Here is a 26,650-nt window from a genome sequence, read left to right as displayed (position 1 = left end):
CGCCCATGAGGTATCATTTACATAAATTTTACGTAGCGTTTACACTGCGCTGACGCTTGATGTTGATTACGAATAGTACAATTATAGTAGAACTTCTAACCAAGAATAGATATGCAACACATTCGGAGGCCATACATGCATAGAGACGTCAAAACAGGTAACTACGTTAATCGCGATTTAAGTTGGGTTGAGTTTAATCGGCGCGTACTTCAGGAGGCCCAGGATCCAACGACGCCCCTGCTGGAACGCATGAGATTTCTCGGGATTGTCGCCAGTAATCTGGACGAGTTCGTCAGTGTAAGGGTGGCAGAGACAAAAGAGAAGATCAAGGCCGGATTTACGCAAAAGGATTTTACAGGGTATACCCCTTCGGGATTATACCGCAGATTGATCAAACGAACCGGGACCATGGTCGCCGAGCAGTATAAAACGTATCGTGAACTTATTCGTCTACTCGCCAAGAAAGGCGTAAACATTCAGGAATATACAGATCTTAATGTGACACAGCAGCGCGCAATGGACCAGTACTTTCACGAAATTATTTTCCCGGTACTCACACCGATGGCGATTGATCAGAGTCGTCCGTTCCCGCTGGTACACAATAAGTCTGTCTATCTGTCCGTGATGCTGCAGAAGGAAGGGGAGCAAGAGGGCGAGCCGTTTATGGCTATTGTTCAGGTACCTTCCAATCTTCCGCGGGTGGTTCAGGCCCCCATTCGGGCGAATAGCAAAAAGAAAACATTCATCCTGATTGAAGACCTCATCAAACATCATATCCACACGCTCTTCAGCGGATATATCTCGCTGGCTGCGCAGGAATTCCGGGTGACCCGCAATGCGGATCTGTTTATTAATGAAGAAGAAGCGGAAGATCTGCTGGAGGCTATTGAAAAAGAATTGCGGCGCAGACGCCGAGGGGCTCCTGTACGACTGGAAGTCTGCAAGGATTTTCGTCCGGACGCTTTGCTTGAATTGCAGGATGAATTCGATATTCAGGACCCGGTGTACGAAATTGATGGACCACTGGATCTGAGTTTTCTGGCTGGATTCGTAGATAGTCTGGAGGGCTTCTCACATCTGAAATACAGTCCGGTGAAGCCTGTCTATCCACTGGAGTTCCTGCCCAGAGAAAGTCATTTTGAGCTGCTGCGCAGACGGGATGTGCTGGTGCATCATCCATACGAATCATTTGAACCGGTCACCGATTTTATCTTGGAGGCTTCGGAAGATCCAAGAGTTCTGGCCATCAAGATGACCTTATATCGGGTCAATGGCGATTCACGCCTTATTCCGGCACTTGCACTTGCTGCTGAGAGTGGCAAGCAGGTCACAGTTGTGGTGGAACTGAAAGCCCGGTTCGATGAAGAACGCAACATCGCTTGGGCCCGTAAGCTGGAGAAGGCCGGATGTCACGTGGTCTATGGACTGGTTGGACTGAAAACCCATGCCAAAATCATTCTTGTCGTACGCAGGGAACAGCAGGGTTTGAGACGTTATGTTCACGTAGGAACCGGTAACTATAATGAGAGTACAGCCAAAGTGTATACAGACGTGGGGCTGTTTACCTCCAATCCGATTATTGGAGAAGATGCTTCCGAATTGTTCAATGAAATTACTGGATACTCCGGTCCGAAGGCATTACAGGCGTTCCACGTAGCTCCGGATGGTATGAAGGACGAGCTGTTTTCCCTGATTCGTAGAGAAACGGAGCATGCCCTGAAAGGCAAACCTGCCAGAATCATCGCCAAGATCAACTCCTTATCCCATCAGGATATGATTGATGAGTTGTACGAGGCTTCTCAAGCCGGGGTACAGATCGATTTGATTGTGCGCGGCGTATGCTGCCTGCGTCCGGGGGTAGAGGGGCTTAGTGAGAACATTCGGGTCATTAGCATTGTGGATCGTTTCCTGGAGCATTCACGGTTGTTTTATTTTGAAAATAGCGGTAACCCCGATGTATTCATCTCCAGTGCGGACTGGATGACACGTAACCTGAATCGAAGAATTGAACTGATGTGTCCTGTATTCGATCCAGAGCTGAAAAAGATGCTGGTGGATATCCTTAATCTGTCCCTTATGGATAATGTCAAAGCGAGAGAACTTATGCCTGGTGGCAATTATGTATTTGTACAAAATGAAAAGCCCCCGCTGAGAAGTCAGACGGAGGCCATGGGAATTATCCCTTGGAAGCCTGCTGAATGGAGTGCGTTAACGTAACTCCCCAGGCTTCCTGTAAGTCCTTGACGGCCTCTTCCAGGCCATCAAGTTCCAGTAACGGCTCGGCTGTACAGGTGAAGTGCACCTGCAGCGAGTCGTTTTCTTTTGTTGCTTCGATCGCAGCGATGCTCTCGGATCGATTGATGGCTTCGGCTACTCGCAGCAGAGAGCCTATACGATGAGCATGCCGCTCATCCGAGTTTTTCAGAATGTCCCGGTGCTTATTCAGCAGTTGGGGCGTTCTTTTTTTAGGATGATAATCGGCAGCACTGGCACTGAGAATGGTCTCTCGGTGAGAAAGTCCATAGATGCTCGCATTCATGATCCAATAGGCCGAGTGCTGTGTATAACGGAAATAGTTAATCTGCTTACCAGCCATATGCAGCATGGAAGAAGCATACAGAATTCGGGTATCTGCTTGATCAGGCGCAGTACCTTGCAGTGCAGTATACAGGGTAACTGCATCCTGATGAATCCGTTGGAGACGTTTCTCTGGAATAGGCGGACCAAAATGGATAAAGTTACGGATACTGTCCTTCAGCGCGTCCGGAACGACCGGTTGACCTTCAGCCATGTAATCTCGCAACAACCCGTCCCGTAAACCCGCACCACTAACCACATACCGATCACCCTGTATTAATCTGAAAACAGTTCGCAGGATCAATACGCCGGGCACAATGATGTCTGCGCGATCTTTGGCGAGCCCAGGTACCTTTTTGCGCTGTGCCGAGGTGAGATGAGGCAAGGAGCGTGCGATGTTCTCCATCGCTTCCTCACCGATCTCATAATGATGGGTGACAGGCAGCGAATACTGGGTACGCTTCTGTTCCACTTTGGCGAGTGTACGCATCGTTCCTCCAAGTCCGATAAGTGGCAGGCCGGGGTGCTCAGCAATCCAATCCTGTCCACGGAGAGCTTGAATGACTTCGTTACACAGTGCATTCGCGTTCTCCTCGGTCCACTGGTCTTCGCCCCCATAACGGGCATGCGAGTTCACTGCACCGATGGGGAGGGAAATGCTATGTAACCTTTTCCGATCCCGAAAGACCGTAATCTCCGTGCTACCACCTCCAATATCCACGACATAACCGTCTGCCAGTTCAATGGATTGAGTGACACCAAGGAAACCATAATAGGCCTCCCGATCTCCGGATACACATTCGATGGTAAGTCCCGTCTCAGTCTCCAGCCATTCGATAATCTCAAGGACATTACTTGCGTTACGAATAGCTGCCGTAGCTGCTGCGCGAATCAGTTTGGTTTGATACGCTTCACAGGTCGCTTTGAATTGACGCAAGATGGTGATGGCTTTATTCAGAGAGTGACGCAGAATGGTTCCATCCGACTCAACAACGCTGCTCAGACGAGCGGCGTATTTGTCTTCATGAATGATGCGATAGGCTTTGTCCTGGTCCAGTTCATATATAACTAGACGAATGGAGTTCGAGCCGATATCAATAATTCCTAAGGTTTCATTAGTACGTGTCATAAGCATCTCCTTCTACAGAGGTTCAACTACCCGAAGTGAAGCAGGGCAGCCATGGCTTCCGGTGAACCCGGAGGTGTGGCAGAGAAGGGCGTAGTTAACATAACAACAATGATAAAGACGATGAAACAGGCAAATATAAGACAACTTACGGCAAAGCCGCGATTGCGCTTTTGAATAAACAGTCGGATACCTGTGACAAAGAGAAGTACCGTGACGGCTACCAGAACGATCGACATTGCAAAATAGGCTACGCCATATAGTGATTTGAAAAATGCTTCCATTTCTTCTGAACGCTCCTTAGATCCTCATATTTAAGCCCTTCCAGCCATTCCTTAGTAGCATACGACAGATTGACTTGTTTGAAAAGCAAACCGGGCGCTTGTTCCTTTTTCCGCCATCACCTTGGGACATGTTCCATGGAAAAGGGGCCTTTGCCTTGGACAGACATCCAAGAAAGCACGGCTCCTGTTGAGTATGTATAAGGAAGGACTATTGTTCTAGGGAAGGAGATCAACCCATGTCGAGACAGCTTGCAAGCAAATGGCGGAAGACAGCGGCACTGCTGAAGTACCCGGTAGCTGCTGTCCATATTCCACAGACCAAGGCATTCAACTCGGGGAATCTGCTGCACATGCTCAGTCGTTATGGAATGGTGTATGTCAAACCTATTGTCGGTGGCGGAGGGTATGGTGTCATCCGGGTATCGGCGAGCGGAGGGGCTTATCGATACACGCATATGAAAACGACCCGTTCTTTCGCCAGTTTCAGTCAGATGTATCGCTCTCTGGTACGTGTAAAGGCAAGACGCAGGTATTTGATCCAGCAGGGCATCCATCTGGCAACGATTCAAGGAAGACCTGTTGATTATAGAGTCAAAGTCGTCAAGACCGAACGAGGCTGGGTATTCCGTTCCTTGGTAGGACGACTCGCTCGCCCGGGACTTTGTGTGACGAATCTGAGCAAGGGTGGCACCATGTTGTCGGGACGGAGAGCCCTTGGTTTATCCCTGCCACATATATCCGGTCGGCACAAACGCAGAGAGATGCGCTCACTTACACTGACATGCACACATATCATGGAAAGTCAGTTCCCAGGTGTGGGTCAGCTTGGTTTTGATTATGGGCTGGATTATTCAGGCAAGATATGGATTCTGGAAGTGAATACCAGACCACAATAAAAAAATGGATGGAAAAGCTTAAAAAAATCCAAGAAAAACCGATAATATATAGAAGAAAACGGTATGAAAAACGTTTGAAATTTTACATTACAGGGTAATTTACTCGCAACAAGTCTTGAAACTATGAATTTATTCCAAAAAAAATACGCTGATAAACGTTCTGTTGAAAGTACATCTTTCCTGTGCATAAATATTGTCCACACTATACACGTTGATTACTCAACATTTTTACCAATTATCAACAAACTATGCACAGGATTTCCACATATCATTGTGGATAACAAGAACGCTTGTTCTCTATATGAATCTCTGATATGATAGTTTTGAGGAAAAAAAAGGAAAGGTTGTGGCGGGAAATGGCTATGTTATCCGATGAGATGTTGTTGGATTCCTACCATAAAGCGATTGAGTTGAATCTCGAACGAGATTTCATCGCACTGCTGTTGGCAGAAATCCATAAGCGCAAACTGGGTACCGACGTATCTGCCATTCTTCACTAGAGATCCTCATTGCAGGCAATGTTACAGGTTTCCGGACAAGTCCCATAGTGAGACAGGCCATGGCGTGCTCGTCTGACAATGGTGACAGTACATCACATGATTGCAAACGTTTTCGGCTTCGTCTGCCGTGTCAGAGGAAGTTTGGAATGCGTAGGGGCTGTATGGTCCGGTGTAGTCATCCAATTTGCCGCATTCTAACAGTCCCTGAAGGCAGTGGGGGCAAGCCTGCTCCGGTACAACCAGACCGTTACACAGCGGGCATATATAAGACAAGGGTATCCCTCCTGATATGGATTCACTCAGGAGTAAGATACCCTTTTTTGTATCAATTATGTTGTTTTAGCGAAACTAGCGTTTCATGTTGCTGCTGTGTCCCGGGGACAACTTGGCATCCGGATCGAAGTATACTTTGGCGTTATTCACTGCTGTTGGAGCTTCACCGAATCCGACAGCGATTAGCTTCAGTTTGCCTGGGTATGTTGTAATATCCCCGGCAGCGAAGATCCCTGGAATAGATGTTTCCATGCGGGAATCCACAACGATGGAGTTGCTGTCAATTTCGATTCCCCACTCGGCAATCGGCCCGAGAGAAGAGACAAATCCGAAGTTAACAATCACGTCATCTACTTCGATTTCCTGTGTTTCTTTGGTTTTGACATGGGAGAGGGTTACCTTGGTAATGGTGTCATCCCCATGCAGTTCCGTGATTTCGGTCGGTGTAACGACATTCACCTTGGAATTCATCAGATTTTCGACACTGTGCTCATGTGCACGGAACTTGTCCCGACGATGGATCAGCGTTACTTGCTCAGCGATGGGCTCTAACATGAGTGCCCAGTCTACTGCGGAGTCACCGCCGCCACTGATCAGTACCTTTTTGCCAGCGAAGGCATTCAGATCACTGATGAAGTAGTGCAGGTTGCTCTTTTCGAACTTGGCAGCACCTTCAAGCTCCAGGCGACGTGGTTCGAATGCACCTACACCAGCTGTAATAATGACGGCTTTGGCATGATATTCATTCTCATCCGTCTTCACGACGAAATGTTGTTCATCCTTTTTCTCCACCGATACAACCTTTTCTTCAAGGCGGATGTTCGGGTTAAAATGACTCATTTGCTCAACCAGGTTATTCACCAGTTCCTGAGCGGTTACTTTCGGGAATCCGGCTACATCATAGATGTATTTCTCCGGGTAAAGAGCGGCAAGCTGTCCGCCAAGCTGTGGCATACTTTCAACCAGTGTAACGGATGCCTGACGCATCCCACCATAAAACGCGGCGAACAGACCCGCAGGGCCTCCACCGATAATAAGCAAATCAGTCATATCATGACTGGAATTCTGTGCAGTCAAGAATCAACAACACCTTTCATATTTTAATAGGTAGTTAACAGGAAGAATGTGCAGGCTACATATCGTAACCGACGTTGGTGCTGAACTGTCTTTCCTATTATAAACGGTGTATTCAGGGTTGCAAAGTTAGCTGCATCACGAATCTGAGAATAATTGATGAAGATCAGATGAGAATAGGATGAAATTGGAAATGAAAGGTTATGAAAAATAACAAAAAAAACCTTGATCTTTACCAGAAATACAGATATCCTTGACCTGTACTATGTGTTTTTTTGTCTAATTTAGAGTCAATATGTAATGTGAAGACAACTCCCGTGTTTTGTGGAAACTTGTGGTTAATTTCACAACTTGAAACGATAATTTGCGTGCAAACGAATTAAATTTTGCTGCAAACGTTTAAATAAATTCGCGAAGTTAACATTTGTCGTCATAATGGGCAAGACCTCATCAATATTTGTAAGTAAGTGTATTTTGCATCTCACCCAGCATCGGGCTGGTGCAAGTGAAACCGGAAGGGGTATAGACATGAGCAGTATTCCCAAAATCGTCATCCTCGGCGCGGGCTATGGCGGGATTCTAACAGCCCAGCGGCTGCAGAAGGAATTGAACTATAACGAGGCCGACGTCACATTGGTGAACCGGCATGATTATCATTATATTACTACACATCTACATATGCCGGCAGCCGGCACGGATACCATTGAGCATGCAAGAGTCCCTATTTCGAAGCTGATTGATGAGTTCAAGATTGATCTGGTTAAGTCTTCTGTGAAGGAGATTCGACTGCAGGATCGGAAGATTATTCTAGAGGACGGCACGTTATCCTATGATTATCTGATTATTGGACTAGGCGGTGAGCCTGAGACCTTCGGTATTCCGGGCATGCTCGATCACGCCATGACAATCCGCAGCATTAACTCAGTCAGACTGATTCGAGAGCACATCGAATATCAATTTGCGATGTACAAAAATGACAATAAACGAAATCGTATTCGGTTTGTCGTAGGTGGAGCGGGTTTCAGTGGCGTTGAATTCGTAGCTGAGCTTGCAGATCGCATTCCACAGCTGTGCAAAGAGTTCGACGTGAATCCGAAACATGTGCATATCTACAATGTAGAGGCTGCACCTTCGGCTTTGCCTGGATTTGACCCGGAATTGGTAGAACATGCGATGAATGTGCTGAAGAAGAAAGGTGTTACCTTCAAGATTGGTGTTCCGATCAAGCAATGTCTCCCGGATGGAGTTATTGTGGGAGAGGGAGAAAAGCTCGATGCTGCTACAGTCGTATGGACCGGCGGTATTCGCGGTAACTCACTGCTTGAACAGGCAGGTCTTGAAGTCATGAGGGGACGAGTGAAAGTAGACGACTACCTGCGTGCTCCAGGGCATGAGCATGTCTATGTCATCGGTGACAATTCACTTGTGTTCAACGCGGAAGGACGGCCTTATCCGCCAACAGCCCAGATTGCGATGCAGCAGGGGGTTAACTGTGCGAAGAACGTCGTGGCATCCATTCGCAAGAAACAGCCACAACCTTTTGTATTTACGAGCAAAGGCACGGTTGCTTCATTGGGTAAAGGTGAAGCGATTGCTGTTGTAGGCGGCAAGAAATACAAGGGCTGGAAAGCGGCTCAGTTGAAGAAGCTGGTTGATCTGCGTTATCTGTTCATCATTGGTGGTATTCCGTTAGTCCTGAAGAAAGGGCGGTTTTTTGGATGAGACATTGCAGTGTTCAGGTCCGGGGACTATTAACGCGTGAAGAACTGGATCGATACAACGCCCTGATGCAGGTCGGTGGTTATCTGGAGGAACAGGATCAGTATGATCTGGCCTATATCGTGCAAAAAGAAGTGGATATTCTCATTTTGCCGGCGATTGAGCGGCTTAAAGAGAAAGGTCGTGACCGTGATCGGGCCACAGCCGAATTTCTCGAATCACTGAAAGCGGTTGATGATGAGGACGAGGATTAGAGACGATATAAGTTGAACTAAAGATGTTTACACATACACTTCAATGACAGAATAACCTTCCAATCGCTGTTATCCCCAGATTTTTTTGATTCCCTTTTGTTAAAGGGGAAAATCCGGTGATAGCGTATGCTTCCGATGCAGCTTTCTTTCAGAAAGCTTTTAGGCGAAGTGGATGCTTTCGAAGTAGCTTTCTTGCAGAAAGCTTGTAGCTTCGCTTTTTCAGGTTTTTTCTGTCCTTTCCGTTTTTGTGTAAATAAATAGTTCAAACAATATAGATCTAAATCAAGCTTGAGGTAGTAGAATATTGCTAGATAATAAAGCACCGCAGACAGTATCCTTTACAGGAGATGTCGCGGTGCTTTATTATGTGTTGCACTATTTTACAGCTTAAGCATGTCTTCCAAAGTTCCTTCGTTCAACAGACTTCCCACATAGAACGAACCGAATTCGCCATAACGCGCGCTAACTTCATCGAAACGCATCTCATAGACGAGTTTTTTGAACTGAAGTGCATCATCCGCAAACAGCGTAACGCCCCATTCCCAATCGTCGAAACCGACAGAGCCGGTAATGATCTGTTTCACTTTACCCGCATAGCTGCGACCAATCATGCCGTGACTGCGCATCATGGTGCGACGCTCGTCCATGGACAGCATGTACCAGTTGTCATTCAGCTCACGCTTTTTGTTCATCGGATAGAAGCAGATGTATTGCCGTTGCGGCAGAACAGGCTTCAGGCGGGCGATAATCTCCGGATTCTGCATCGGGTCTTCGCCTTCTTTGCCAAGGTAGTTACTCAATTCCACTACACTGACGTAGGAATACGATTTGGTTGTGTATTGAGCAAACATCGTTTTATTAAACGCGTTCTCCACAGCCTTCAGATCTTCCAGCGTTTCACGCAGGTGCATCATGACGAGGTCTGCTTTTTGACCTACAACCGTATACACGACTGTACTTCCTTTGGATGAATCCTCGACTTCTTTCCATTCTTTCCAGAATTCCTGAAGCTCGTCCAGTGCTACAGCACGTTCTTCATCATCTGCTGCTTTCCAGGCGGCCCAGTTAATCGAGCGAAAATCATGCAGGGCGTACCAGCCCTCCAGTGTTGATGCTGCTTCGTTCATTGGTTGTGTTCCTCCTGCAAGGTATATTTCCAAATCCCTATAAGTGGTTGTTCAAAAAGTCCGCTTTTGATTACGAATGATGCCTGGTGGCATCATCAGCATCGAATATGGCATTCAGCCGAAATAAGTGGATGCTTACGAAGTATGTTTCCTTCGGAAACATTGTAGTTGCTCACGTAGCTCTATCTACGCTCCGCTACTCCATTTCTAGCTTCATTCCATCTTCTCGGTACTGAAAACCAGTCTTTTTGAACACGTACTATAAGGGACGGGTGAGTGCTTTATCGTTTACATTGTATCCCAACATGAAGCAGAAGGGCAAATGGACAGAGCGTGAATATAGGGAAATTTGTCCAGAAAGTTCGTTGCTTCGCCACATTTTTTGCGGTACACTAACTACTATCCAGAAGTGAAACCCGAATGCGTGAAAGAAGAGGTGAACGTCGGCCGATGCAATTTATACCTGTGCTGGTATTAATGGTATTATTTTTCGTTATGATGTTTGGTATCGGTTTCATTTTAAACATGCTGATGAAGACAACCTGGTTTCCTTCCTATTTGTTCATCATTGTAATTCTGCCTATTGTCGTGTATTCTCTATGGGATCATTCGTCATCTCTGGTGTCCCATCTGGGTTCTTTCCAGCTTGTAGATTATATGACGGGTGTCGCTGGACTGGCTGGTGCGGTAATCAGTGGCTGGACGATTCAGAAGTTGCGTCTGGGTGGGTACAGAATGTTTTAGTTTGCTGGAAAGAGGTAACACATGCATGACTGTAATCGTGAGAAAGTCTTGTCTTTGTCGTAAACGCTTACGAGTACAAAGGGAAGGCTTTTTTGCTGTCCATTGATATAAGATGGATTATTGTATAGTTGTACTTCATATATATCTGGAGAACATTTTCTTCAGATCTTTGCTTGTATTCTGCGGCTACAGCTTTTATAGTATTCTAGCGACTCTCGACATGTTTTTTTTCGAAAGTTGCTTAATTCGGCGAAAACGTGAATGATGTCGACCTAGGACGAAACGGAGCGAGAACAGGCCATCTTTTTACCTGTTTTTGAGCATTTGAGGATCAGACATTTATGATAGAATAGATAAACATACTTTTGGGGAGAAGGAGATCAGGCTATGCGCATGAAGAATCTGCATCATTATACTGAACATCATCGCTACTGCGTATACAGGGAGTTTGGACTTAGCGCCCTGGATGACCGTATGCTTACAGGAGCATATCAGCCCATGGTAGGTGCTTTTGCGGTTGGCTTGTATCGGCTGTTGTTTCAGCATCTTCCCGGTGAACAGGTCGGTTATTCGCCGCTTGAACAGCAACGGAGGCTGTTCATGACACTTGGACTTGAGCCAAGTGAGAAAGGGCGTAAATATTTGCTAGAGCAGACATCCAAGCTTGAGGCAGTGGGGCTGCTTCAGACTTCAAGGCTATATATTCCGGAAAATGATGATTACATCTACGAATATGAGCTGCAACCGCCGCTCTCTCCGGCAGAATTTTTCCGGACACAGCATTTGACACTGCTGCTTCGTGACAAGATAGGCAAATTTGCCGTCCTTTCCCTGCGTTCCGGTTTCTCGGCAGTGGAAAATGGGGACGCGCCTTATCCGGCAGCCAATAAAGAGAATATTTCCGTTCCCTTTTACGATATATTTGAATTGAATACACATGTTATCGATTACGAGTTGGAGCAAGCATTGTCGGAAGTATCGACTACGGCCCAGCGGACAGGCACGAATGATGCAGCGGAAGAAAACAGTTTGAACTATGCCGACATTATTTTGCGTTTTCCGCGAGAGTCGGTCAATCGCCGTCATGTAGAACAGTTGCGGTTCGATCATGAACAACTGGGCATTGTAAATTATGTCGTGAACAAGTTCAACCTCAGTGTGCAGGATGTATGCCGTCTGCTGGATGAAGATGATATCTTCAGTCCACAGGGCCAGCTGATTCTGGATGATCTCCAGCATAAGGCGAGCATGCAGTTCAGGCAGACGAAGAAGCGTCATGAGCAACAGACTGTACAGGCAGCCAAGGTAGTGGCTTTGAGACAGCATATGGAGGAGCCAGAGCGGAAAGAAGACTCCGGTGAACCACCTGTTGAGCATGGAGTGCAGATGGAATACTACGTTGAAGTGCCTCCACAATTTATGACCAAGTGTGATATTCACCAATACAATATGATGTTGCGGAATGAGCCGTATACACGTCTGCTGCAGACGTTCTTCCCAGGTGCAGTACCGGACAATCTGATCGATATATTTGAGAAAATTGACCTGAGTTACAAATTGCCAGGTGAAGTTATCAATGTATTGATTCATTATTTGATGGCATTACTTGTATCCGGCGGAGAGCAGCGAATTAACCGTAACTTCGTTGAGGCGATCGCCTCCAACATGTTGCTCAAGCAGGTGAACTCTTACGAGAAAGCCGTTCAATATATTCGCGATCAGGCCAAGGTCAAAGGCAAACAGGCTGCTGGTGCAGCTGGAACCCGTACCCGTACATACGGCAAAGGAACCAAAGCCAAACCCGAGATTCCGATTGTACAAGACATAAGCACCGATGGAGACGCCGTATCCGAGGAAGAGTTCGAAGAGATGATGCGATTCGCCCAGCAGATGCAGGCAAGCAAGCAAAAAGGAACTTCTTAAATATTTATATTAAACCAAAAAGACGAGACCTCCGATTAATGGAGACTCGCCTTTTTTTTGAATTACCAACGTTTTCACTTTATCTGATCAGACCATCAGATCGAGTTATTACTGTAATTCCCAAATGTTTCCTGACATGCTACTTTGCGATCAAAACATAGAGCCTTTTAAATGTCTGTTGGATGTACTGGACCCTACGTTTCTTTGCTGTTATACAACGTGCCTGAAATATCCTGACGGGTTACCTCAAAATCATGGGTGCTTGATTGCCCGCGTAGTTCTCAATGATCAGCTTATGAATATACAGAAATGTTATCATTTATACGATATATAATAGTACCTACTAATACATAAGAATAGAAAGGATTTTGAATTTGAAGAGATTTATTGCAATTGCTTTATTGGTTCTAGGGTTATTTATAGGGTCTAATGTAGCTACTGAAAGAGGGGTTTACGCTGCAACAACACAAGAAGTATCTTTATCTCTTTCTAATGGAGGTATCTACTATGGTGAAGTTCAAGATGGGAAAGCACATGGAAAGGGAACTGCCACATGGGGAAAGTATAAAACTTATACCGGTGAGTGGAAATATGGAAAGAGATCTGGGAAGGGAGAGTTAATCACAACAGACCCAGAAACAGAAACGCCTCAAGTCATTTATGAGGGAACTTGGGCTAATGATAAACAGAATGGGCAAGGTACTTTAAGAGAATATTTTAAATTTAGTAAGTACAGTGAAGAATATGATCGAGCTACGGCACATCAGGGTACTTTTAAAGATGGTCAGCCTGTATCTGGATACACAGTGATAAAGGATTTGAGTTTAGATACTGAATTGGTTTTTAGGTACATGAACGATAATGTGATGGTCGCTCTCGGTTTAGAAGACTCCAATGATTTAAATGTTCCATTAAAAGCAGAAAATATGTCCTTGTTTGCATCTTTGAATTTTAAAAAAGAATCTGGATTTCTTATGCAATATACGGAAGAGAAAAAAAACGTATATCAATATGGAACGTATAAAAAGGGTCCTAATGGAGGAACTAGTTTATTTAATGGAACGATCGAGCTGTTTGACCCGTATAATGATAACATTTCCATTGGAATTGTGAAGAAAGCTAAAATTAAAAGCTATAAAGTAGTGAATACTTCCGAAGAACTCTCTAAATATAGAGAGAGAATTATAAAGAAGAAGTTGTATCTTCTTGACCCATACATGTCTAATTTCAAGAAACTATATAATCAGCTATAAATTTTATGTTGGAAATAAAGAATTTAGATTACACATAAACAATTTCATCTTCCGGTACTTTCTCAAGCTAGTTATATCGTCAATGATTTTCGAGATGTTTTTTGAGATTAATAAAAGAGAGCCCCTTCAACTTCCTATCAAGGAAGTGAGAGGGCTCTCTTTTATTAAAATAGATGTAAGTGGCTAATATGTTATACAGGTTAGTTTGAAAATACCTTGCAATGTTACCTCAGAATCGTAGTGGCCTGATTGCCTGCATAATCCTCAATAACCAACTTCAAAGAGCTGCTGCTGGACGCTGGTGTGAAGGTCAGTTCACTCAGCTTCGTTCTTCCCCGAATGATATAGGGGAATTTCTGCGAAACGTAAGTGACTCCGAACTCGCGTGCCACCCCATTTTCATATACATAGATCTTGTACCAGTCCTCCAGATCCGGGAGGGCTAATGTATATTTCCCATCTTTTACCGTGACCTTTTCCTTGGCGTATGGTGTAATCTGAAGATCTGCGAGCTGTCCGGTATGGGTAACCGGGTTCTGGCCGCCAATGGCGATGTTCAGCACGTAATGTTCACCATTGGTTGGAAGTCCGGTCAGGACGGCAGATTGTTTTCCTTTTTTGACCTGAAGAGACGTGGTGAAGGGTTCTTTCGTGTATTCAGTTTTTAGTGTGAGCTGAATAGACTCGTTGCCTTTTCCTTTGTCTTTATTTTTATCTTTGTCCTTATCCTTGTCCGTATTCTTATCTTTGTCTTTGTCCAAATCTTTTGCTTTTTTCGGGTTTTTCCAGCTTACAATAGCATCACCATTCTTTTTGAATTTCACATCGATATTCTGAACGGCTGCATTCAGATCGTAAGGCAGGACGGTTGCTTCACTCTCGGTACCATCTGCACCAACCGCACGAATGGACAGTTCACCAGACGGCTGTTTTAGCGATTTGATATAAAAAGTGGAATCATACACGCCGCCTACATAGGCGCCATTTTCATATAAATTGTATTGTTTGACCTCTGAATAGTCTTTCATGTCCCATGCAACAACCAATTCATCGGTGTTGGTCAGTGCTTTGGCAATATGGAATCCGGTCGGTGCATCCGGTACAGCCGCTGAACCGTCGGAAATGCGGATCTCACCAATGTTCATCTGATAATTCTCAATCGCTTTGCCATTCGGGTCAAAAGATAATCCCATAGCGGCAATGGTTTTGCCTTGATATGCACTCAAATCCAGCGAAGTTGTCTTCCAGCCTTCCGTATGCTGGCCTGCATTAGGCACATTTACGTTGATCACGTTGGATGGATCATCTTCGAAGATCAACCCAACATGTAGGGAAGAAGTGTCGCTAGTGGACGGTTTGTTATACGTCAGCTCCAGTTTCGATTGCCCGTTGACGGACAGATCGGTTTTGTAGAGGCGAAGGAAGTTCTCCGCGTTCAGTGTACCGTTCACCACGAGAGAGCTGCCGCCATTAAACGCGCCAATGGACTTATATGTGTACCTTGCACCTTTCTCATAAGAGGGACCATAGTCAAAATCAACACTAAGCTTGTCGCCTTCACTATCCATCCACCATTGCCAAGTGACAGGGATATCCTGAATGTTGATATTGGACCATTCTTTATCGTTCGAGACAGTGCCGTCTTCATAATATTTCAGACCGTGACCCGTATTGAAGCTGGTCGCAAAATTAGAGCCGTTGATGACGGATCGCTCGGTAAGATAAGCGGCAATTCCATCCCAATTCGCACCGGAAGCATACACATCCGATAGATCGGCAGACGCATTACGACGTGCATTCGTTGGGTCTTGATTTGGACCAGACCACCACGCACGATCGCGCACAAAGGTCATCCATTGGTACTCATCCTCAGCTCGGTGATTGGTGCTGCCATCGCCCATCTCTTCATCCAGAGCGTTGTGGGTGAAGTCGGCACCCAATGTCGCTATGCTGTTCATGGGTTGACCGTTCTCATCCAGGTTATGGCGCAGGTCATAGGATTGCTTCCAACGGCCGAACTTGTCATGTCCACCTTCGACACCAGCAAATACGGTTTCGAGTGGATCAAGTCCCAGGCTAAGGGCATGATCGCGGGAGTCGCGGAGCATCTTGTGGTTCCATACATAGTTCAGGAAGATGGAATCCGAGACTCTGCCGAGAACGGAATCCTGTACAAAGGGGCTATTGAGCCCATTAAATTGATTCTGGTACTGAATCTTGCCCGTTGTATTGATGGTGGAATCATACCACTGGACATACAGGCCTTTATCTCTTAGATATTTCATGAATTTCTTGTAGGAAGCGATATCCTCAGGGGCTACACCCCGGGCAACCTCTTCCTGATTGAAGAAATATCCATCGTAGTTGTAGTATTCTGCCATCTCGGCAAGTTTCTCGGCTACAGGGAAATGACCGTTTTCATCCTGAATCAGCATTTGTTTATAGGTTTGTGGTCCACGGTCATTGTCTGAGAAAAAGATGTTAGCAATGGATTTAACGCCATTCTTATGGGCTGCATTGGTGTAGGCCGGATTCGGAATGTTCAAAATACCAAACTCGAAGTATTTCTCCGTCCATTCTTTACTTGGGTCATACAGCTCCTCAGGTACTCCCGCAGAGGCCATGCCGTGCCAATAGCTGTAGTAGTCTGTATATTGCCAATAATTAAACAGATACTGGCTGAATTCATTGGTATAAGGTGTACTATCGAAGAATGCATTGCCGTAATCACCACTCATCGTAAATAGCTGGGTGTCCGGGCTAAGCTCAGGATATGCCTGTGTAGCAGCGAACGCTTCATTACGGGGCTGCAAGGGAACATGGGCACGAAGTAAATCGCCATGGATATCACTTTCAGGTGTCCAGTTCAGAATCTGGGCTGAGGTGTACCCGTGTTGATAGGGCTGATTCACCCCTTTGGCGCTTTCGCCTGTGTAAGGGAGCGTGTCTCCTGCATAAACGGATGATGCAACAACTTGTCCAAGCAGAGCCGTAGTCAGGACCATGGCGGTTACCTTGGGAATGAGGCCTTTTGGTTTGAGTTTGCGTGTCATGCTGTTCCTCCTTCAAGTGGAATGAATGTAAGGTATTCTTTTACACAAAGCTAAACTTATGGTTAACGATAGTGGATGAAAGCGTTTTTAAATAGGGTGAAATTAAAGAAACACAGATATAAACTAAAGAAAAGTTGCAGGTGACAAGTTAATGTTAGAAGCCTAATGATATAATTCTATATAAGTTGAACTAATTTTTTACACGATAACGGAGAGGACAGAAAAAACCTGAAAAAGCGAAGCGTTCGCATTTATCACCGGATTTTCCCCTTAGAAAAAGGGAATCGAAAAATCTGGGGATAACAGCGATTGGAAGGTTATTCTGTCATCGTAGTGTCAGTGTAAATATCTTTAGTTCAACTTATATAGTCAGGAAAACAGCATCGGAGGGAACATGCGAATTGAAAATTGTTAGCGTTTACAATAATTTCTTCAAAAATAATATGTTTATGAAAATGCTCCTGACCTTCTCGATGATATCCATTGTCACGATCATTACATTGTCTTATATCATCTTCCTGTCGGTGTCCGACTCCACGATTCGTCGGGAACTGGCGATCCAGAAAGCGGCGATGGAACATGTGGATCGATACATTCATCAGCAGTATGAATCGGTACAAAACATGGTGAGGGACATGCATCAGAATGAGGCGCTGTCCGCCAACATTACTTACCTGATGAATCATTCGTACGCTGAATATGTTCAGCACATGACCAATGGATATTACGCCAATCAGGACGACTATTCGGCCGATGTGTTGAAACATTTTCAGAACATTATGGATCGTAATTCGCAGATTAACCAACTCATGTTATATAGCGCTGAGCAGCAGGATCTGTCTACCTTCAATCAACACAAGCAGTTCCGCAAGCTGGACACCAATGTGGCCCATTCCTATATTCCGGACGTGATGGCGATGGAAACGCCCAATATCAGTGCCCCCAATTCCTGGATTCGTAAAGAGATCAATCAATGGGACCCTGCGCTCTATTCCATCCGCGTACCGATTAACAATACACAGACTCTTCGGAATCTGGGCCAATTTCTTGTCTTCTTTGACTCGGAGGGAATCGGAAATGCACTGGATAACTACGAGAGTAATCTGAAGGGAGAAATCGTGGTATTATCGGCGAAAGGTACAGTCTTGTTCGACTCCACCAATCAGTATTACGGGAAGAAGTATCCCTACGTGAATGTAGCCGATTCGCTGTTTGATCAGACGGATATGGATTCGATGAAAAAGGAACAGAACATGTATGTGAACAAGTTCGTCTCTGCGGATCAGGGTTACGTGGTCATTGGTACCGTTCCGGTAGAAGAGATGGGTGAAACCTATGCGGGCATTCGCAATACCATCATCTCGATCAGTATCGTATGTATTTTGTTTGCCGTGCTGGTTCCGGCGTTTTTCATTATTAACTTTGCCAAACGAACCCGTCGAATTATTCGCTTCACCCAGAAAGTGAAATACGGCAACTTCACGGCTCGCATTGACGATCCGCGTGATGATGAACTGGGGCAGATCTCGCATAGCTTTAACGATATGCTGGACGAGCTAAATCTGTATATCGAACGGGTCTACAAAGCCGAGATCAAACAGAAGGAGACGGAGTTGGTCGCATTACAGGCGCGTATCAACCCCCATTTTCTCTACAATACGCTCGAAGTGATTCGGATGAGAGCCATATCCCAGGGTGCCAGAGACGTCGGTGAGATGATCTATAGCCTGTCCGTATTGTTCAAGAGTCTGGTACAGCAGAAGAAAAACTATACGCTGAAGGATGAGATGGAAGCTTGTCGCTTGTATCTGGAGTTATTCCGAATCCGCTATAAAGATATTTTCATATATACGATTCAGATCGACGCTGCTTATTATCAACACCCTGTGGTCAAACTTTCGCTGCAACCCATCATTGAGAATTATGTCGTGCATGGCATTCAGACGGAACGATCGGATAACCGATTATCGATTGTTGTGGAAGAGACGGATGATGTGGTGCAGGTGGAAGTCAAAGATAATGGCAAAGGCATTGATCCAGCACGTCTGACAGAAATTCTCGAAGAACTGGAACGTCCTGAAGAGTCCGGTCAGATGTTCGGGTTGCGCAGTGTTCATAGTCGATTGCGTTTCCTGTACGGGCCAGAGTTCGGTATCACCATAGAGAGCACCCTCGGGGAAGGAACACGGATCAGGGTGCGTTATCCACATACAGAAGGGACAGGTGTGTAAGATGTACAAGGTGTTTATTGTGGACGATGAGCCGTTCATCATTGAAGGCTTATACGATATTGTGGATTGGTCTTCGTTTGGTATGGAAATTGTGAGTCACGCAGGGAATGGACAGGCGGCGTTACAAGCGCTCTCCTCTCAGCCTGTGGACATTCTGATTACGGATATATCGATGCCGCTCATGAATGGTCTAGACCTGATTCGGGAAGCAAGGCGAGTGCAACCTGAGCTGAAGGTCATTATCCTCAGTGGTTTCAATGAGTTCGAATATCTGAAGGAAGGCATGCAGCTGGGGATCGAAAATTATCTGCTTAAACCGATTAATGTGGAGGAATTGGAATCCACGCTGAGCAACACCGCGTCCAAGCTGGATCATACGGTGTCACCTCAAGCCGATGATGCTTATGGCATCCAGATTCTGAAAGATAACATTCTTCATCGATGGCTTACGGGACAGATTGCAGCTACTGAATTTGAAGAACGTGCCCAATTTATGAACCTTTCGCTGGATGCACCGGACGTTGCTGTGGCTGTCTTGCGGGACAAAGAACAGACATCTGGCATGTTTGAACGCGTGGAGGAGATGCTGAGGGACAGACGCCATCTGAACGTATTTCATGATATCGATGGAGACATCGTCATTATTGCCAATATTCAGGGTACGAGCGACGAGGAGCAACAGTTGATGGATGGTCTTCAGGAATTATCTGATGCGATAACCGTAACACATCCTGCGGTACGCATTGGAGCAGGCAGGTTAATGAAGGGGCTGTACCATGCACCGACCAGTTATGCTGAGGCCAAAAAAGCACTCCAGTATGTGATGATTTATCCCGATCTTAAAGTGATTGACCATGCGATACTGGAAAGGTGCGGAAGTTCAACGGCGACCTTCTTCATCGATTGGAGGGAGTATGCCAAACTTATTTTGTCCCGGAATACAGAACAGCTTGCCGACCAGATTCGCATGGACTTTGAACAGCATCGCGATGGGCTTACACCTGGGGAGTTACAGAATACCGCATTGGAAGTTGTGATTCGCTTCAAAATGGAACTGGAGGGCATCAAACATTCGGATGAGTCTGCCATATACCAACAGGGGCTTCAACTTGTGCTGGACAGTGGCACTTTTGATGAGCTCGTGAGGGCACTTCAGCAGGTTGGGTCGCAGACCATCCAATCCCTATTGCAGGATTTGAAGAATCCGATTGTGAACCAGGTGCTTCAGCATATCGACAAACACTACGCAGAAGAGCTTTCCTTGAAGCTATTGGGTGCCCATTATCATCTGCATCCAGTGTATTTGGGACAATTGTTCCATAAGGAGACCGGGGAGACGTTTGCCGAATATATCAACAAATACCGGATTGAACGTGCGAAGGAGCAACTGCGCAATTCCAATCTGAAGGTACATGAGATCGCCCGAAATGTGGGGTATTGGGAGACAGGGTATTTCTATAAACAGTTCCGCAAATATGTGGGAATTTCTCCGACAGATTTCAAGGTGTTTGGTTAATTCGTTGTCGGGCAGATCCAATTTTGCGGACGGAGTCCAAGAGACATATCGGGAACAGAAGTGGCATGTGATGAAGATCATGCCATACGTTACCCGGCATGTCTCTTTCATGTAAGCGATTTATTTAAACAGGTACAAAATAGTTGCCCAAGGACGATTTCTCTTTAATTTGTACCTCGAAAACTTAAGTTTATCTTCTTTTTGTAAATGCTTTCATTCGATAAGGTTAAAGCAGTTAGTTTGTAGAGCCTAAGGGACCACGAAAAGGGAGGATCAAAGAAATGAGTAAACAAAGAAAACGTTTATCGCTCGTTCTTGCATTGTTAATGGCCGTTACGCTTGTTCTTAGTGCCTGTGGAGGAAGCAAAAGTGCTTCAGAATCCGGAGGAGCGGGAGATGACGCGGTCGAGTTGATCTGGTATACCATCGGTACCCCTCAGAAAGACGTCAACAAAGTGATGGAAGAAGTCAGCAAGTATACCAAAGAGAAAATTAATGCCACGGTAACGATGAAGATGGTTGACTGGGGTGACTACCCGCAGAAGATGCAGGTTAACGTAGCATCCGGTGAGCCAATGGATATTCTGTTCACCTCTTCGGGTGGATTCGATTATGTACAAAATGCAAGAAAAGGTGCGTTCCTTGAACTGGATGACTTGCTTACCGAATACGGTCAAGATCTCACCAAGACCATTGATCCTGCATTCCTCAGCGGTTCGAAGGTAGATGGACACAATTACGGAATTCCAGCCAACAAAGAGCTGCCACAACAAGAAGTATGGCGCTTTAACCAAATGCTGGTTGATAAATACAAGCTGGACATCTCTGGCGTTCGTACGTTAGACAGTCTGGAGCCTCTGCTCAAAACGATCAAAGAAAACGAGGCGAGTGTAACACCATTTGCCATGGATAAGAACTATGTTCCTTACGTGCCATATGACTATGTCATTCAGAATCTGCCAATGGCAATCAAGCTGGATACAACAGATTATAAGCTCGTGAACATCCTGGAAACACCTGAAATGAAAGAAGCACTCACCACGATGCACAAATACTACAAAGCCGGTTATGTATCGGCAGAAGCGGCAACAACAGGTTCCACGAACGACCTGACAACATCGGGTAACTGGTTCCTGGATCGTGCACAGACTCAGCCGCTCGCGGATAATCAATGGTCTGCAAGTTACGGTTATGAAGTCGTTTCGACTCCAGCCAGTGATGCGATCATCACGAATACATCTGTACAAGGCTCCATTATGGCGATCTCGGCCAACTCGGAATATCCGGAGAAAGCGATGGAATTCCTGAACCTGTTGAATACAGATCCTGTACTGCGCAATATGGTGGATTCCGGTATCGAGGGTACACACTACAAAAAAGTGGATGACACACATATGGAGAATCTGCCTGAGTCGAAAAACTACGATATGCCTTCATACTCCCTGGGGAACAACATGCTGCTCTTCCTGAACAGCAATGACCCGGACAACAAATGGGATGAGTTCAAGAAGTTCAATGCTGAAGGTGTCAATTCCCCGATCCTCAGCTTCAACTTTGATGCAAGCAATGTATCTGCTGAACTGACGGCGGTACAGAACGTGAAAGAGCAATATTGGGCAGCACTGATGACAGGTACACTGGACCCGGCGACTAATCTGGATCAAGTGATTGAGAAGTTCAATCAAGCCGGACTGGAGAAAGTAATGGCTGAAGCCCAAAGCCAGCTGGATGCCTGGAGAGCGGAAAACAAGTAACGGTACATCGTAAGGATCGGGCGGCTGCTTATCGCGTCCGGTCCTTTTTCATTCAAGCCTGAAGGAGGATCTCCACAATGACTACATTTTTGAAAAACCTGATTAGAAACCGAGTCATGCTGCTCATGGTGCTGCCAGGCGCCATCTGGTTCTTCTTCTTCTCCTACTTGCCACTCGTGGGCACCGTGGCTGCTTTTAAAGAATATCGCTTCAGCCGTGAAGGGTTCTGGGCAAGTCTGATGAAGAGTGAATGGGTAGGCTGGGACAATTTCAAATTTCTGTTCAGCACAAGTGATGCATGGCTCATTACACGCAACACCCTCTTTTATAACATCGCCATTATCTTCCTGGGACTGGTATTTGCTGTGGCATTGGCAATCCTGCTCTCGGAACTGGTGAATAAACGACTCGCCAAACTGTATCAAACGGGCATGTTCCTGCCGTATTTCCTTTCCTGGGTTATCGTTGGTTACTTCGCATTCAGCTTCCTGAGCATGGACCGCGGGATGTTGAATCAGATCATCGGCTGGTTCGGGATGGAACCGATTCAGTGGTACTCCGAGGCAAAATATTGGCCGTATATTCTGGTATTCGTAGCGTTATGGAAAACCATCGGTTATAGCAGCGTTGTCTATCTGGCTTCCATTTTGGGGATTGATAAATCGCTCTACGAAGCAGCCATGATCGATGGAGCAAGTAAGTGGCAGCAGATTCGTAATATTACGATTCCGTTGCTGTCACCCATTATTACGATTATGACCTTGCTGGCCGTAGGCCGCATTTTCTATGCCGACTTTGGACTGTTCTATCAGGTGCCAAGGGATTCGGGTACGTTATATTCCGTGACAAATGTTATTGATACGTATGTATATCGTGGTTTGAAAACGAGCGGTGAGATTGGCATGAGTACTGCTGCCGGATTGTATCAATCTGTGGTGGGCTTTGTGCTTGTTATTATCTCCAACTATGTTGTGCGCAAAGTCGATAAAGACAGTAGCCTATTCTAGGACAAGGGAAAGGAGTGAACCACTATGGCTCAAGCAGGGCTTGTTAAAAAACGTGACTTCCACCACGTATCCAGCGGCTGGAACGTGATCATGAACATCATCGCCGGTCTATTCGCTCTGATCTGTGTATTTCCTTTTATATTTGTAGTCATCATCTCGTTTACGGACGAGAAAGCACTGGCCCGTGATGGGTACCGTCTGATTCCGGCAGAATGGAGTCTCGCGGCATATCAGTTTGTCTGGCAGAGTGGGGACACGCTGCTGCGGGCGTATGGAGTGACCATCCTGGTGACGGTACTTGGTACCATCATCAGTCTGATTCTCATGTCGCTGTACGCGTATGCGATTTCCCGCAAGAGCTTCAGATACCGGAGATTTTTCTCCATCTTTGCGATTCTGACGATGTTGTTTAACGGCGGGATGATTCCAACCTATATGGTCGTATCCCAGCTGCTTGGATTGAAAGATACGCTATGGGCACTGATTCTGCCGCTGGCGATGAATGCCTTCTATATTATGATCCTGCGTACATTCTACTCCACCAGTGTACCGGATGCAGTCATTGAATCGGCGAAGATTGATGGCGCCGGTGAGTTCTATACCTTTATGAAAATCGTGATTCCACTCTCCTTGCCAGGGCTGGCAACCATCGGGTTGTTCAGTACACTCGGTTACTGGAATGATTGGTTCAACGCACTCTTATATATTGATAATCCGAATCTGGTGCCGCTGCAATCCATGCTGATGCGGATTGAGTCGAGCATCCAGTTTATCCAGCAGAACTCTGCTAACAGTTCAATGAGTTTGGCAGCCATGCAGTCCATTCCGCAGGATACGTCCCGAATGGCGATGGTAGTGCTTGCCACGTTGCCGATAATATTCGCTTATCCGTTCTTCCAGCGTTATTTCGTACAAGGTCTGACGGTGGGCGCTGTCAAAGAATAGCCGGATCACGCTATAGGATGGGAGAGATGCAGATTATGACTTATAAGGATCAAAGCAAATCCGTAGAAGAACGGGTGCAACACCTGTTGAGCCTGATGACGACGGAAGAAAAGGTAGGCCAACTTACGCAGCCATTTGGCTGGCAGACCTATACGAATGATCAAGGGAACATCACGTTAAATGAATCCTTTAAGCAGCAAGTGGAAAATGGGGGCATCGGCTCCCTTTACGGTGCGCTTCGGGCAGATCCGTGGACTGGCGTTACGCTGGAAAATGGACTATCCGCCAGAGAAGGCGCTGAGGCGGTTAACCTGATTCAACGCTATGCGGTGGAGCATTCCAGACTGGGGATTCCCATTCTGATCGGGGAAGAGTGCTCGCATGGTCATATGGCCATTGACGGAACGGTCTATCCTGTCCCCCTTTTACTGGGGAGCACCTGGAATGTGGATCTGTATCGGGAGATGTGCCAGGCAGTAGCACGGGAGACACGTGCCCAAGGTGGTGCGGTCACCTATTCTCCGGTATTGGATGTTGTGCGTGATCCGCGCTGGGGACGTACCGAGGAATGCTTCGGGGAAGATCCGTATCTCATAGGAGAACTGGCGGTTGCATCTGTGAAAGGACTTCAGGGTGAAAGTCTCGACCGTGGAGATACAGTAGCGGCAACGCTGAAACATTTTGTAGGTTACGGCAGCTCGGAAGGTGGACGCAATGCAGGTCCTGTACATATGGGCTGGCGCGAACTGCTGGAAGTGGATCTGTATCCATTCCGCAAAGCGGTGGAAGCTGGTGTGCAGTCGATCATGCCAGCGTATAACGAAATTGATGGCACACCTTGTACAGTAAATACGGAATTGTTGGAAGATGTTTTGCGTAAGGATTGGGGCTTTGACGGTCTGGTCATTACGGATTGCGGTGCGATCAACATGCTGGCAAGTGGGCATGATGTTGCAACGGATGGACTGGACGCATCGGTGCAGGCGATTGAAGCAGGTATCGATATGGAAATGTCCGGTGAGATGTTCGGGCAATATCTGGTGCAGGCGGTGGCAGAAGGCAAGCTTGATGTGCAGGTTCTGGATCAGGCTGCTTCTCGCGTACTAGCGTTGAAGTTCAGACTGGGCTTATTCGAACAGCCTTACGTAGATGCAGATCGCGCAGCGGAAGTCATTGGCAGTGAAGCACATGTTCAGCTGGCACGCCAGTTGGCGGCGGAAGGTGTTGTACTTCTTAAAAATGAGGCTGACACGTTACCTCTATCGATAGCAGATGTGGGCCAGATTGCCGTGATTGGTCCTAATGCAGACCAAGCTTACAATCAACTGGGCGATTACACATCTCCGCAACCGAATTCCAAAGTGGCAACGGTACTGGATGGGATTCGCAGTAAGCTGGCTAATCGTGTGAATGAGCAAACGGAGAAGAGTTCTGTTAGTACTTTGACTGGTGACAGCAGTACAGATCAGGTTCTATATGCACCGGGATGCCGGATTAAAGGTGATTCCAAAGAAGGATTTGAGCGTGCAATTGAAGTTGCCAGCCAAGCGGATACTGTGATTATGGTGGTTGGTGGCTCCAGTGCGCGTGACTTTGGAGAAGGAACGATCGATCTGAAGACGGGCGCTTCCAATGTATCAGATAACTCATGGAATGATATGGAGTGCGGCGAAGGGATCGACCGGATGACGTTGGGGCTTGCCGGAGTTCAGCTGGAACTCATTCAGGAGATTCACAAGCTCGGCAAGAAGCTTGTCGTTGTCTACATCAATGGTCGTCCTATCACTGAGCCTTGGGTAGATGAACATGCCGATGCAATTCTGGAGGCGTGGTATCCGGGTCAAGAGGGTGGGCATGCCATTGCAGATATTCTGTTTGGAGATGTGAATCCGTCAGGCAAATTGACCATCTCCATTCCGAAGCATGTCGGTCAGTTACCGATCTACTATAACGGCAAACGTTCCCGAGGCAAAAGGTATTTGGAAGAGGATCTGGAGCCACGTTATGCATTTGGATACGGACTGAGTTATACCACATTTGAGTACAGCGAACCGAAACTGAGTGCTGAGTCTATGACAGCTGGTGATACGGTTACGGTATCGGTGAATGTGACCAACACCGGCCGTTATGCAGGTGCAGAAGTTATACAGATGTATATCTCTGATGTGGTCAGTTCGCTGACTCGTCCCGCCAAGGAACTGAAGGGATTTGCGAAAGTGAAGCTGGAGCCTGGAGAAACACAGATCGTGGAATTCCACATCGGGGCCGAGCAGTTGCAGTATATTGGTCGTGATTTGAAGCCTGTTGTTGAACCGGGACAATTCCATATTCATATCGGCAGCAGCGTAAACGATACGCAAATGGCCGAACTGACCGTAAGGGAGGCGTAAGACG

At 46.3% G+C, this 26,650-nt stretch carries 20 protein-coding genes; 14 read left to right on the top strand and 6 right to left on the bottom strand.

Going from position 1 to position 26,650, the window contains the following annotated elements; translation table 11 throughout:
• The first annotated feature begins 135 nt into the window (after window positions 1-135).
• On the top strand, window positions 136-2,217 hold the full coding sequence (ppk1, locus tag PAHA3_RS28210) for a polyphosphate kinase 1 (protein ID WP_062837942.1): 2,082 nt from the start codon (window positions 136-138) through the stop codon (window positions 2,215-2,217).
• Here ppk1 and PAHA3_RS28205 read toward each other — a convergent pair.
• Window positions 2,177-3,706 (bottom strand): Ppx/GppA phosphatase family protein, encoded by a 1,530-nt coding sequence (locus PAHA3_RS28205; RefSeq protein ID WP_062837941.1) that lies wholly within the window; start codon window positions 3,704-3,706, stop codon window positions 2,177-2,179. The two genes, ppk1 and PAHA3_RS28205, sit on opposite strands and share 41 nt — an antisense overlap.
• 26 nt (window positions 3,707-3,732) lie before the next feature.
• A complete protein-coding gene (locus tag PAHA3_RS28200; RefSeq protein WP_062837940.1) occupies window positions 3,733-3,987 on the bottom strand; it encodes a hypothetical protein in 255 nt (84 codons plus the stop codon).
• Between the two features lie 236 nt (window positions 3,988-4,223).
• Between PAHA3_RS28200 and PAHA3_RS28195 the strand changes: the two genes are divergently transcribed.
• Both PAHA3_RS28195 and PAHA3_RS28190 read left to right on the top strand, forming a co-directional pair.
• Window positions 4,224-4,883, top strand: a complete 660-nt coding sequence (locus PAHA3_RS28195) for a YheC/YheD family protein (RefSeq protein ID WP_062837939.1) — start codon at window positions 4,224-4,226, stop codon at window positions 4,881-4,883.
• A 356-nt stretch (window positions 4,884-5,239) separates the two neighbouring features.
• Complete coding sequence (locus PAHA3_RS28190) at window positions 5,240-5,383, top strand: sporulation histidine kinase inhibitor Sda (protein ID WP_017692430.1); 144 nt, start codon at window positions 5,240-5,242, stop codon at window positions 5,381-5,383.
• A gap of 21 nt (window positions 5,384-5,404) precedes the next feature.
• Here the strand turns inward: PAHA3_RS28190 and PAHA3_RS30300 are convergent, their stop codons facing one another.
• Both PAHA3_RS30300 and PAHA3_RS28185 read right to left on the bottom strand, forming a co-directional pair.
• Window positions 5,405-5,656, bottom strand: coding sequence for a hypothetical protein (locus tag PAHA3_RS30300; protein WP_076333170.1), 252 nt, complete (start codon window positions 5,654-5,656; stop codon window positions 5,405-5,407).
• A 75-nt stretch (window positions 5,657-5,731) separates the two neighbouring features.
• A complete protein-coding gene (locus tag PAHA3_RS28185; RefSeq protein WP_210437008.1) occupies window positions 5,732-6,706 on the bottom strand; it encodes an NAD(P)/FAD-dependent oxidoreductase in 975 nt (324 codons plus the stop codon).
• Window positions 6,707-7,258: 552 nt separating this feature from the next.
• Between PAHA3_RS28185 and PAHA3_RS28180 the strand changes: the two genes are divergently transcribed.
• Window positions 7,259-8,452: an NAD(P)/FAD-dependent oxidoreductase gene (locus PAHA3_RS28180; protein WP_036605766.1), complete on the top strand. Its 1,194-nt coding sequence runs from the start codon at window positions 7,259-7,261 to the stop codon at window positions 8,450-8,452.
• Complete coding sequence (locus PAHA3_RS28175; RefSeq protein WP_062837938.1) at window positions 8,449-8,703, top strand: hypothetical protein; 255 nt, start codon at window positions 8,449-8,451, stop codon at window positions 8,701-8,703. Before PAHA3_RS28180 ends, PAHA3_RS28175 begins: the two co-directional genes overlap by 4 nt.
• 380 nt (window positions 8,704-9,083) lie before the next feature.
• Here PAHA3_RS28175 and hemQ read toward each other — a convergent pair whose 3' ends face one another.
• On the bottom strand, window positions 9,084-9,830 hold the full coding sequence (gene hemQ, locus PAHA3_RS28165) for a hydrogen peroxide-dependent heme synthase (protein ID WP_062837936.1): 747 nt from the start codon (window positions 9,828-9,830) through the stop codon (window positions 9,084-9,086).
• Window positions 9,831-10,280: 450 nt separating this feature from the next.
• On the opposite strand from hemQ, the gene PAHA3_RS28160 reads away from it, so the two are divergent.
• From PAHA3_RS28160 to PAHA3_RS28150, 3 genes are all read left to right on the top strand, one after another.
• Entirely contained in the window at window positions 10,281-10,574 is a 294-nt protein-coding gene (locus PAHA3_RS28160; RefSeq protein ID WP_062838055.1) for a YuiB family protein, read from the top strand.
• Window positions 10,575-10,961: 387 nt separating this feature from the next.
• Window positions 10,962-12,497, top strand: a complete 1,536-nt coding sequence (locus tag PAHA3_RS28155; protein ID WP_036605770.1) for a helicase DnaB — start codon at window positions 10,962-10,964, stop codon at window positions 12,495-12,497.
• A 374-nt stretch (window positions 12,498-12,871) separates the two neighbouring features.
• Window positions 12,872-13,750: a hypothetical protein gene (locus PAHA3_RS28150; RefSeq protein WP_062837935.1), complete on the top strand. Its 879-nt coding sequence runs from the start codon at window positions 12,872-12,874 to the stop codon at window positions 13,748-13,750.
• Between the two features lie 224 nt (window positions 13,751-13,974).
• Here the strand turns inward: PAHA3_RS28150 and PAHA3_RS28145 are convergent, their stop codons facing one another.
• Window positions 13,975-16,803: an endo-beta-N-acetylglucosaminidase gene (locus PAHA3_RS28145; RefSeq protein ID WP_062837934.1), complete on the bottom strand. Its 2,829-nt coding sequence runs from the start codon at window positions 16,801-16,803 to the stop codon at window positions 13,975-13,977.
• A gap of 401 nt (window positions 16,804-17,204) precedes the next feature.
• Between PAHA3_RS28145 and PAHA3_RS28140 the strand changes: the two genes are divergently transcribed.
• The 6 genes from PAHA3_RS28140 (at window position 17,205) to PAHA3_RS28115 (ending at window position 26,646) form a co-directional block, all read left to right on the top strand.
• Window positions 17,205-19,034 (top strand): sensor histidine kinase, encoded by a 1,830-nt coding sequence (locus PAHA3_RS28140; RefSeq protein ID WP_062837933.1) that lies wholly within the window; start codon window positions 17,205-17,207, stop codon window positions 19,032-19,034.
• Window position 19,035: 1 nt separating this feature from the next.
• Window positions 19,036-20,550, top strand: coding sequence for a response regulator transcription factor (locus PAHA3_RS28135; protein ID WP_062837932.1), 1,515 nt, complete (start codon window positions 19,036-19,038; stop codon window positions 20,548-20,550).
• 281 nt (window positions 20,551-20,831) lie between these two features.
• Window positions 20,832-22,304, top strand: coding sequence for an ABC transporter substrate-binding protein (locus PAHA3_RS28130; protein WP_062837931.1), 1,473 nt, complete (start codon window positions 20,832-20,834; stop codon window positions 22,302-22,304).
• 77 nt (window positions 22,305-22,381) lie between these two features.
• Window positions 22,382-23,311, top strand: a complete 930-nt coding sequence (locus PAHA3_RS28125; protein ID WP_036605780.1) for an ABC transporter permease — start codon at window positions 22,382-22,384, stop codon at window positions 23,309-23,311.
• A 24-nt stretch (window positions 23,312-23,335) separates the two neighbouring features.
• Window positions 23,336-24,256 (top strand): carbohydrate ABC transporter permease, encoded by a 921-nt coding sequence (locus PAHA3_RS28120; protein ID WP_062837930.1) that lies wholly within the window; start codon window positions 23,336-23,338, stop codon window positions 24,254-24,256.
• Window positions 24,257-24,291: 35 nt separating this feature from the next.
• Complete coding sequence (locus PAHA3_RS28115; protein ID WP_062838054.1) at window positions 24,292-26,646, top strand: glycoside hydrolase family 3 N-terminal domain-containing protein; 2,355 nt, start codon at window positions 24,292-24,294, stop codon at window positions 26,644-26,646.
• Window positions 26,647-26,650 lie beyond the last annotated feature (4 nt).

Source organism: Paenibacillus amylolyticus, from assembly GCF_001570725.1.
Classification (GTDB): Bacteria; Bacillota; Bacilli; order Paenibacillales; family Paenibacillaceae; genus Paenibacillus; species Paenibacillus amylolyticus_A.
This window is presented reverse-complemented; position numbering and strand designations above follow the sequence as displayed.

Excerpts from the sequence above, each read along its gene's own strand:
- ppk1 (WP_062837942.1), top strand. The coding sequence starts at position 136 with ATGCATAGAGACGTCAAAACAGGTAACTACGTTAATCGCGATTTAAGT.
- PAHA3_RS28205 (WP_062837941.1), bottom strand. The coding sequence starts at position 3,706 with ATGACACGTACTAATGAAACCTTAGGAATTATTGATATCGGCTCGAAC.
- PAHA3_RS28200 (WP_062837940.1), bottom strand. The coding sequence starts at position 3,987 with ATGGAAGCATTTTTCAAATCACTATATGGCGTAGCCTATTTTGCAATG.
- PAHA3_RS28195 (WP_062837939.1), top strand. The coding sequence starts at position 4,224 with ATGTCGAGACAGCTTGCAAGCAAATGGCGGAAGACAGCGGCACTGCTG.
- PAHA3_RS28190 (WP_017692430.1), top strand. The coding sequence starts at position 5,240 with ATGGCTATGTTATCCGATGAGATGTTGTTGGATTCCTACCATAAAGCG.
- PAHA3_RS28185 (WP_210437008.1), bottom strand. The coding sequence starts at position 6,706 with ATGACTGATTTGCTTATTATCGGTGGAGGCCCTGCGGGTCTGTTCGCC.
- PAHA3_RS28180 (WP_036605766.1), top strand. The coding sequence starts at position 7,259 with ATGAGCAGTATTCCCAAAATCGTCATCCTCGGCGCGGGCTATGGCGGG.
- PAHA3_RS28175 (WP_062837938.1), top strand. The coding sequence starts at position 8,449 with ATGAGACATTGCAGTGTTCAGGTCCGGGGACTATTAACGCGTGAAGAA.
- hemQ (WP_062837936.1), bottom strand. The coding sequence starts at position 9,830 with ATGAACGAAGCAGCATCAACACTGGAGGGCTGGTACGCCCTGCATGAT.
- PAHA3_RS28160 (WP_062838055.1), top strand. The coding sequence starts at position 10,281 with ATGCAATTTATACCTGTGCTGGTATTAATGGTATTATTTTTCGTTATG.
- PAHA3_RS28155 (WP_036605770.1), top strand. The coding sequence starts at position 10,962 with ATGCGCATGAAGAATCTGCATCATTATACTGAACATCATCGCTACTGC.
- PAHA3_RS28145 (WP_062837934.1), bottom strand. The coding sequence starts at position 16,803 with ATGACACGCAAACTCAAACCAAAAGGCCTCATTCCCAAGGTAACCGCC.
- PAHA3_RS28135 (WP_062837932.1), top strand. The coding sequence starts at position 19,036 with ATGTACAAGGTGTTTATTGTGGACGATGAGCCGTTCATCATTGAAGGC.
- PAHA3_RS28130 (WP_062837931.1), top strand. The coding sequence starts at position 20,832 with ATGAGTAAACAAAGAAAACGTTTATCGCTCGTTCTTGCATTGTTAATG.
- PAHA3_RS28125 (WP_036605780.1), top strand. The coding sequence starts at position 22,382 with ATGACTACATTTTTGAAAAACCTGATTAGAAACCGAGTCATGCTGCTC.
- PAHA3_RS28120 (WP_062837930.1), top strand. The coding sequence starts at position 23,336 with ATGGCTCAAGCAGGGCTTGTTAAAAAACGTGACTTCCACCACGTATCC.
- PAHA3_RS28115 (WP_062838054.1), top strand. The coding sequence starts at position 24,292 with ATGACTTATAAGGATCAAAGCAAATCCGTAGAAGAACGGGTGCAACAC.